Annotated in this window: 7 protein-coding genes; 5 read left to right on the top strand and 2 right to left on the bottom strand. The window is 61.7% G+C overall.

Going from position 1 to position 6,355, the window contains the following annotated elements:
* Both A2J01_RS25015 and A2J01_RS25010 read left to right on the top strand, forming a co-directional pair.
* On the top strand, window positions 1-1,025 hold a 1,025-nt coding region (locus tag A2J01_RS25015; protein WP_064113821.1), incomplete at its 5' end, for an AI-2E family transporter.
* A 43-nt stretch (window positions 1,026-1,068) separates the two neighbouring features.
* Window positions 1,069-2,418 carry a hypothetical protein gene (locus A2J01_RS25010; protein ID WP_064113819.1) on the top strand — a complete coding sequence of 450 codons (1,350 nt, stop codon included), beginning with the start codon at window positions 1,069-1,071 and terminating at the stop codon, window positions 2,416-2,418.
* Here A2J01_RS25010 and A2J01_RS25005 read toward each other — a convergent pair.
* The gene (locus tag A2J01_RS25005) at window positions 2,415-3,038 is read right to left on the bottom strand and encodes a superoxide dismutase (protein ID WP_003944189.1); all 624 of its coding nucleotides are present in this window, start codon (window positions 3,036-3,038) and stop codon (window positions 2,415-2,417) included. The two genes, A2J01_RS25010 and A2J01_RS25005, sit on opposite strands and share 4 nt — an antisense overlap.
* Window positions 3,039-3,298: 260 nt before the next feature.
* On the opposite strand from A2J01_RS25005, the gene A2J01_RS25000 reads away from it, so the two are divergent.
* The 3 genes from A2J01_RS25000 to A2J01_RS24990 all read left to right on the top strand — a co-directional run bounded on the left by A2J01_RS25000 (window position 3,299) and on the right by A2J01_RS24990 (window position 5,837).
* Window positions 3,299-4,477, top strand: coding sequence for an acyltransferase family protein (locus tag A2J01_RS25000; protein WP_191908652.1), 1,179 nt, complete (start codon window positions 3,299-3,301; stop codon window positions 4,475-4,477).
* Entirely contained in the window at window positions 4,416-5,129 is a 714-nt protein-coding gene (gene msrA / locus A2J01_RS24995) for a peptide-methionine (S)-S-oxide reductase MsrA (protein ID WP_064113818.1), read from the top strand. The genes A2J01_RS25000 and msrA overlap by 62 nt, the downstream gene beginning before the upstream one ends.
* Window positions 5,130-5,240: 111 nt before the next feature.
* Window positions 5,241-5,837, top strand: a complete 597-nt coding sequence (locus A2J01_RS24990) for an Rv1733c family protein (protein WP_231915903.1) — start codon at window positions 5,241-5,243, stop codon at window positions 5,835-5,837.
* 15 nt (window positions 5,838-5,852) lie between these two features.
* On the opposite strand, the gene A2J01_RS24985 is transcribed toward A2J01_RS24990, so the two are convergent.
* Window positions 5,853-6,355 (bottom strand): LLM class flavin-dependent oxidoreductase (locus A2J01_RS24985; protein WP_156519398.1); only part of this gene is annotated, 503 nt, incomplete at its 5' end.

Genomic DNA, 6,355 nt, shown 5'->3' with positions numbered 1-6,355 from the left:
TCGCCGTCGGCGGAATGAAGGTGTTCGGCGGCATCCTCGGACCGGTATTCCTGGCCCTGGTGCTGACGATTGCCGTTCAGCCCATTCAGGATTGGTCACAGCGCCGAGGGTGGCCCAAGTGGGTCGGGATGCTCGGCTCACTGGTCACCGTGTACTTGATCCTGCTCGGGTTGGCGGCGTCGTTGATCGTGTCGACGGCTCAGTTGGCGACGATCCTGCCGCAGTACTCCGAGGAGATGACCAACCTCCTCAACGAGGGCCGCGACAAGTTGGCCGACTTCGGCGTGAGCACCGAACAGATCCAAAGCACGCTCAGCAGTGTCGATCTCACGAAGGTTGTGGGCGTCCTCGAAAGCGGACTGGAGGGCCTGCTCGGCATCCTGTCGGATCTGGTGTTCATTCTCGCGTTGTTGCTGTTCATGGCCTTCGACGGCATGAGCATCCGCTCGCGGTTGCATGTGTTGTCCGAGCAACGTCCCGAAATCTCCTACGCGCTCTCCACCTTTGCCGCCGGAACTCGCAAATACCTGGTGGTCTCGACGGTCTTCGGTCTCATCGTGGCGGTACTCGACGGTGGCGCGCTGTGGCTCATGGGCATTCAGCTGCCCGTCCTGTGGGCGTTGCTGTCCTTCATCACCAACTACATCCCCAACATCGGGTTCGTCATCGGCGTGATTCCACCGGCGCTCCTGGGACTGTTGCAGGGCGGGCCGTGGCTGATGCTGTGGGTGATCGTCGTCTACTCCGTCATCAACTTCGTGATCCAGTCCATCATCCAACCCAAGTTCGTCGGCGACGCCGTCGGACTGTCGGTGACGATGACGTTCCTCTCACTTGTCTTCTGGTCGTGGGTTCTCGGGGCGCTCGGAGCGCTGCTGGCGATCCCGCTCTCGTTGTTGGTGAAGGCCGTCCTGCTCGACATCGACCCAGCCACGCGCTGGGCCGACATCCTGATCAGTGGCCCTCGGGACATGTCGAAGGAGGAACCCGAGGAGTCTGAGAAGCCGGCCACGTCCGCAGGCTAGGGCTCTCAGTGTTTCTACAAGTTGTTGCTTTATCGTCTCGCCCATGAGCGCCGAGAACACCACAGAAAACTCCCATCGCCGGCCGTCACGACTCGGTCGACGGCTGGCAGTCGGTGGTGTGGCCGCGATCGTCGCGGCTGCGGTGGCGGGGATCGGATTCGTGATCTTCGCGGGCGGTGCCGACACCTCGAACACCGTCGCGATCGTGAACGCCGATGCGGGAACCACGCTCGACGGCAAGGAACTTCGGGCCGGCGACACGCTGGTGGACACGTTGGGCAAGAACGAAGACTTCGACTTCCAGGTGGTCGACAACCCCGGCGGGAACTACTTCGCGACGTTGACCGTGCCGGAGGACTTCAGCGAAACCGTCGCGTCGATGTTCGGCATGGATCCACGGCAGGCGAGCGTCGACCTCGAGGTGAAGGGCTCGGATTCGGAGAAGTCGGCCGAGTTGACTCGGGCCGTGTCGGCGCAGGTCGGCGCGGACGGCATCAGGGGCCTGCTGGCTCAGACGTCGGCCGCCAGACGCTCGATCGATCAAAACCTCACCACCGCACAGATTCTGGTCGCCGGAACCAACGAGGCCGGAAAGTCCATCGATCAGGTGAAAGCAGGCGCAGGCACTCTGCTGCCGTACCTCGAGACCGCACGGTCCGGGGCGTTGGAGCTGATGAGCGTCGCGGATCAGGTGTCCGGTGTTGTCGATCAGGCGTCGGGGTCGGCGGAAGAGCTGGCCACGCGCGCGGACTCACTGGGCCTGACGCTTGGGGAGGCGTCGTCCTCGACCGCGGAACTGAAGACACGAATCGACACGCTGCAGACTGCGCTGAACGGCCTTCCGATCCCGCCTGACGTGACAGCGCAACTGGCCGGTGTGAGTTCGGATCTCGGGGCGCTGAATGCGCAACTGGGCACCGTTCCGGCGCTGTTGGGTGGCTCGGTCGGGCCCGATACGGAGCTCGGTGATCTAGTCCGCACCGCTGTCGGGCAGCTGCAAGGCGCGAGCGATCAACTGAGCAGTGCTGCCGGACAATTGAACGACGGCCTCATTCCCATCGCTGATCAGGCGCCGCAGATGCTCGGTGACGTGACCGATCAGATCACCCAGGGATTCACGACGCTGCAAGGAATCGCCAAGTCACTGGTCACGGGCCTCGACGGCGCAAAATCCGGTATTCCCGCGATGACCACCCCGCAGCAGGTTCAGCTGACCTCGGTGCTGTCGGATCCGGTGGCCGTGAATCAGACCACCGCGGGCAGCGGTGACTCCGGAACTCGCACACTGGCATTGGTCTTCGGAGCCACGACGGTCCTGCTCGGTGGTGCTCTGCTGACACGAACGGCGGCGCCCCTGGTGAGGCGCCGCCGTTCGCAAGAAGAGCGTGACTAGACGATCAGACCTGCGGTCTGGGTACGTGCACGGTCGAAGCGAGCCGAAACGTCGTTCCAGTTGACGATGTTCCAGAATGCCTTGACGTAGTCGCCCTTGACGTTCTGGTAGTCGAGGTAGAAAGCGTGCTCCCACATGTCGAGGAGCAGCAGCGGCGTGAGGCCGATGGAGATGTTGCCCTGCTGATCGTAGAGCTGGACGATGATCAGACGCTGTCCGATCGAGTCCCACGCGAGGATGGACCAGCCGGAGCCCTGGATGGCGTTGGCGTTCGCGGAGAAGTGAGCGCGGAAGAGATCGAACGAACCGAAGTTGTCGTCGATCGCTGCGGCGAGTTCACCTTCGGGCTTGTCGCCACCGTCAGCGCTGAGGTTGTTCCAGAAAACGGTGTGGTTGGTGTGGCCACCGAGGTGGAACGCCAGGTTCTTCTCGAGCAGGTTGGCCTGCGCTGCGATGGTGTCGTTCTCACGAGCCTCGGCCAGCTTCTCGAGTGCAGCGTTGGCACCGGCAACGTAAGCCGCGTGGTGCTTGTCGTGATGCAGCTCCATGATCTTGCCCGAGATGTGCGGCTCGAGGGCTGCGTAGTCGTAGGGGAGTTCCGGCAGCGTGTAAACAGACACGAGGGTCCCTTCTTTGCGGGCTGGTGAGCCCTGGTGCTTTAGAGTGCGTCGATCACCGGTCACGGCGTGACGTCACTCGCGTATGTGCAAATCATTCTTCGGGTTTCCACCCAATAACATTCGTACACCGTCCGCAACAGTCCGGCTCAGGTAGTAATCACCAAAGAATAAAGTTTGGGAAACCGAACTTGCCCCGATCTAAGGGTAAGCTAATATGCGCAAATTCGTCGTAAAGGTGAACGGAACCTTAAACTTGCGCGATGCCCGCACCAGTTTTCCTCCCGGAATCACCAGAGGCGGCCGCGCCTCGGGTGAATCTTCCGGGCGCTGACCTGTTGCGAGCCCTGGCGGTTGCCGCCGTGATCTACTCCCACATCTCTTTCTACGTCATCGACGATCTCGGCTCGGGTTGGTGGGTGATCGACGTCGTCTACGGCGTTTTGATCGAGCCTGCCGAACTCAACCAGCACCTCTCTTTTGTCGGCGTCGCAGTATTCATGATGCTTACCGGTGCTCTGGTGACGCGATCCGCGATTCGCGACGGCCCCGGAAAGTTCTTGACCAACCGATTCAGTCGACTGCTGCCCGCATTCTGGGTGGCGACCGCGATTGCCATTCTTCTGGTCCGCCTCGGAATCAACGGAATGTTCAGCGGTCAGGAAGGTATTTCCGATACCGAAGCGTTGATGAGCTTTTTTCTCGGCGGATTCTTTCTCAAGCCCGAGGTAGCAGTTCTGGGAGTGACCTGGACACTCACCGTTCAATTCCTCTTTTATCTCGCATGTGTAGCGGCTCGCCCGATACTGCGGCTGCGACCGATCGTCATGCCGCTCGCCGGTGGTGCGCTGTGCTCGCTGGTGCTGCTCTACAACGTCTACGCGCCGCTGCCGTACACCGTGCCGATGCTGTCCAAGATCGCCGCGACGCTGCCGGCCGTCTTCCTCGGCCAGATCATGTACCTCGCGTGGGCGAAGCTCGCTCCCGGCCGCTGGCTGATCGCGGCCGTCCTCGTCCAGATGCACGTCATCATCGTGGCGACCCAGTTCCGCGTCTACTGGGCCGGTGAGCACTATCTGTGGACCATTTCGGTAGTCGCTGCAGCGGTAGTTCTCATCGGCCGCTACGACGGCGTCCCGACGCGCTGGCCGATCGTGAAGTGGCTCTCGACGCGTAGTTACGTCATCTATCTCGTGCACACCCTGATCCTGTACCGCGTCGTCGAGAACACTGTTTTGTACGTCGGACCGACGCTGGCGTTTGCGCTCTTCCTTCTGGCCACGGCCGCGGTAGCAGAAATCGGCTACCGGTGGGTGGAGCTGCCCGGCGCCCGCGCGATCACGGCGTGGCGAAACAGTCGCTCGCGCGTAGCATCGAAGCATGAGCTGGTACGACGACATTCTGGGACGAGCGTCCGCAAGATCCACGCTGATCGCGCCTGAGGACGCACTCCCGGGCCGAGAGCAGAAAATGCCGGTTCCGACCGCGCACTACGTCAACGGGCATCCGTTGACGCCGCCGTTTCCGGCCGAACTGCAGACCGTCGTCGTAGGGATGGGTTGTTTCTGGGGCGCCGAGAAGGAGTTCTGGCAGCTTCCCGGCGTGTACACGACCGCTGCGGGTTATGCGGGCGGCTTCACGCCCAACCCGACGTACGAAGAGACGTGCTCCGGACGTACGGGTCACACCGAAGTCGTGCTGGTGGTCTTCGATCCCGCAGTGATCTCCTACGAGCAGATCCTGGCGCACTTCTGGGAGAACCACGATCCGACGCAGGGGATGCGTCAGGGTAACGACCAGGGCTCGCAGTACCGTTCGGCGATCTTCACGACGTCCGCGGAGCAGGAAGAAATCGCTCATGCGTCGGCCGTCGCTTTCGGTGAACGGCTTGCCGAAGCCGGATATGGAGCGATCACCACCGAAATCGGCCCGCTGCGCGACTTCTTCTACGCGGAGGATTACCACCAGCAGTATCTGGCGAAGAATCCCGGCGGTTACTGCCCGGTGCATGCCACGGGCGTCAGTTGCCCGGTCGGATTGCTCCGTCAGGATCAGGTTCCGGCGCAGACGGACATCCTTCCGCCGAGCGAATAACTGGACAGGTGTTGGAGGACACATGTGATCCAGCTCGTTAACACTTGCAACTAGATCGAAACAAAGGGAATCTCGATGTAAGAGTGTGTCGTCGAGAGAACTGAGCTCACAATGTCAGGTAGTACGCGAGGAACTGCGTCGCTGCTCCGACGCACCATTCATGTAGGCCACGATCCGATGGTTCGCCGCAGTGATCGGATCGAAGGGTTCATGTCCTTCGGTCTGATCATTTTCGCGATTCTTCTGCTGCCTCTCGCGGTATGGGCAGGGGCTGCGACTGCTTCGAGCCAGAACGCACTGATCGCCAAACAATCCGCCGAATTACACAGCATTTCGGCGACGACGACTGCAGATTCGACGCAGACCACCGCCTCGACAGCCGATTACATTGCGCCGCCCACCGAAATGGCCAGCGCGCAGTGGAACTGGAACGGCCAGGTTCATACGGGTGATGTCACTGTCGACTCGGCGACGCCCGCCGGCACCGAGGTCCCCATCTACGTCAATGATCAGGGCGACAAGACCGTAGCTCCGATCACTCAGAGCGCTGCCGACGTCGCAGCCGTGGTGACCGGGGTTTTCACCTGGTTCAGCGTGATGTCGCTGCTGGTCATCGCTTTCATGCTGGTGCGCGTCTTTCTCGACCGTTCCCGCTCGGCCCAGTGGGACCGAGACCTACGCGCGTTCCTCGACGCGAACGCGCTGTAGATCCCGGCCCATTCTTTACTGCAGTTGGGGCATGACCTCGCTTGCGACGAGTTCGAGATGATCCAGATCGGCGAGATCGAGAGTCTGCAGATACACGCGCTGTGAACCGGCCTCGGCGAAAGTGCCGATCTTGTCGACCAGCTCCGAAGGTGTTCCGGCCAGACCGTTCTCACGTAGCTCGTCGACGTCGCGTCCGATAGCCTCGGCGCGCTTCTTGATCTCCGCCTCGTCGCGGCCGCAGCACAGGACGAGAGCGTTGGAGTACACCAATTCGTTCGGATCGCGCTCGTGCTCGACGCAAGCCTGACGAACCCGCGCAAAGATGTCCTTCGTTTCCTCGAGGGACTTGAACGGGATGTTGAACTCGTTTGCGAACCGAGCGGCGAGCGCTGGAGTCTTCTTCTTGCCCGTGCCACCGATCAGGATCGGCGGACCGTCGACCTGGTGCGGTTTGGGAAGCGCGGGAGAGTTCTTGATCTGCACGTGCTTACCGTCGTAGTCGAACGTGTCGCCGACCG

Origin of the sequence: Rhodococcus sp. EPR-134 (assembly GCF_001647205.1) — a bacterium.
GTDB classification, from domain to species: domain Bacteria; phylum Actinomycetota; class Actinomycetes; order Mycobacteriales; family Mycobacteriaceae; genus Rhodococcus_F; species Rhodococcus_F qingshengii.
The sequence above is the reverse complement of the archived record's forward strand: the minus strand, read 5'-3'. Positions and strand labels throughout refer to the sequence as shown.